The 1,104-nt window shown below is 59.1% G+C and carries 2 protein-coding genes; both read right to left on the bottom strand.

The features are described 5' to 3' along the window. Positions 1-217: 217 nt before the first annotated feature. Entirely contained in the window at positions 218-754 is a 537-nt protein-coding gene (gene msrA / locus ERD80_RS18340) for a peptide-methionine (S)-S-oxide reductase MsrA (protein ID WP_104092838.1), read from the bottom strand. A gap of 156 nt (positions 755-910) precedes the next feature. Further along, a partial coding sequence (locus ERD80_RS18345; RefSeq protein ID WP_136547969.1) for a DUF4113 domain-containing protein occupies positions 911-1,104 on the bottom strand: 194 nt, incomplete at its 5' end.

The raw sequence follows: 1,104 nt of genomic DNA on the forward strand, positions 1-1,104 counted from the left end.
TCAGCAGCACCAGCACAATCACCGCGCTGAGCATCAGCGTCACCAGGGTGTTGAGCTTCATCGGTCGCCTGCGCACTGGCGTGGCTTGCTGTGGTGAGATCATGGTCGTGCTCTGCGGAAAACGGGGGGCTATTATGACGGATAATCCGCAGCGGGTCGCGCTAAATGCAGGAAGGCCGTCAGCGATGACGACCTTTCGTGGGGGAGTGCGGGCGGGTTAAGCCTGTTTCACCCGGTTCGCGAAGCTTTTCCGCAGTTTCTGCAGCTTCGGCGGGATCACCGCCAGGCAGTAACCGTTGCGCTGGCCGGCACCGTCCCAGTAATCCTGATGATAATCTTCTGCCGGGTACCAGGCTTTCAGCGGCTCGATGGTGGTCACCACCGGCACGCTGTGATCTTCCTGCGCGCGGGCAATTGCCGCAATCGCTTCGGCTTCCTGTTCCGCGTTAGCCGGGAAAATCGCCGAACGGTACTGGGTGCCGACATCATTACCCTGACGGTTCAGCTGGGTAGGATCGTGGGTGGCAAAGCTGATGTCCAGCAGATCGCCGTAGCTCACTTTCTCCGGATCGAAGCCTACGCGAATCGCTTCGGCGTGGCCGGTCGCACCGCTGCACACCTGCTCGTAGGTAGGATTAGGACGTTCACCGCCGGTGTAACCACTTTCGACTGACTCGACGCCAATCACATCTTTGAATACTGCTTCGGTGCACCAGAAACAGCCACCCGCGATAATCGCATATTCGGTTGCCATTGTTTTACTCCTGTCAGGGCGAAAGCGTTAGAGTGGGGGTTCAGCACGCTGAATTCAAGCCGCTTTCTGTTAACATTTCTGGCGCAACCCGGCGCGGCTTAGCCCGCCGCTGCTCGCTCATCACGCGTAAACGGCCTGGGCTGATCGCATGCAGCATCATTTGGCCTTCACGCGCGGCACGTCACTAATACGCGTGGTGTAAGCCGGGGAGAGCATGTCGCGTTTCATCGCCCAGGGTTTCTGGATCCCCTGACCGGCAAACCACAAGGCACCCCGCTGGTGGGCGTTGATCTTATCCATCAGCGCCATCAGCTGATCGCTGTTACGGCGCGGCTGATAGTCAGCAAACA

Source organism: Pantoea sp. R102 (genome assembly GCF_004916815.1).
Classification (GTDB): domain Bacteria; phylum Pseudomonadota; class Gammaproteobacteria; order Enterobacterales; family Enterobacteriaceae; genus Pantoea; species Pantoea dispersa.

Bases quoted from the DNA above. Each gene is read 5' to 3' on its own strand.
- msrA (WP_104092838.1), bottom strand. From the start codon at position 754: ATGGCAACCGAATATGCGATTATCGCGGGTGGCTGTTTCTGGTGCACC.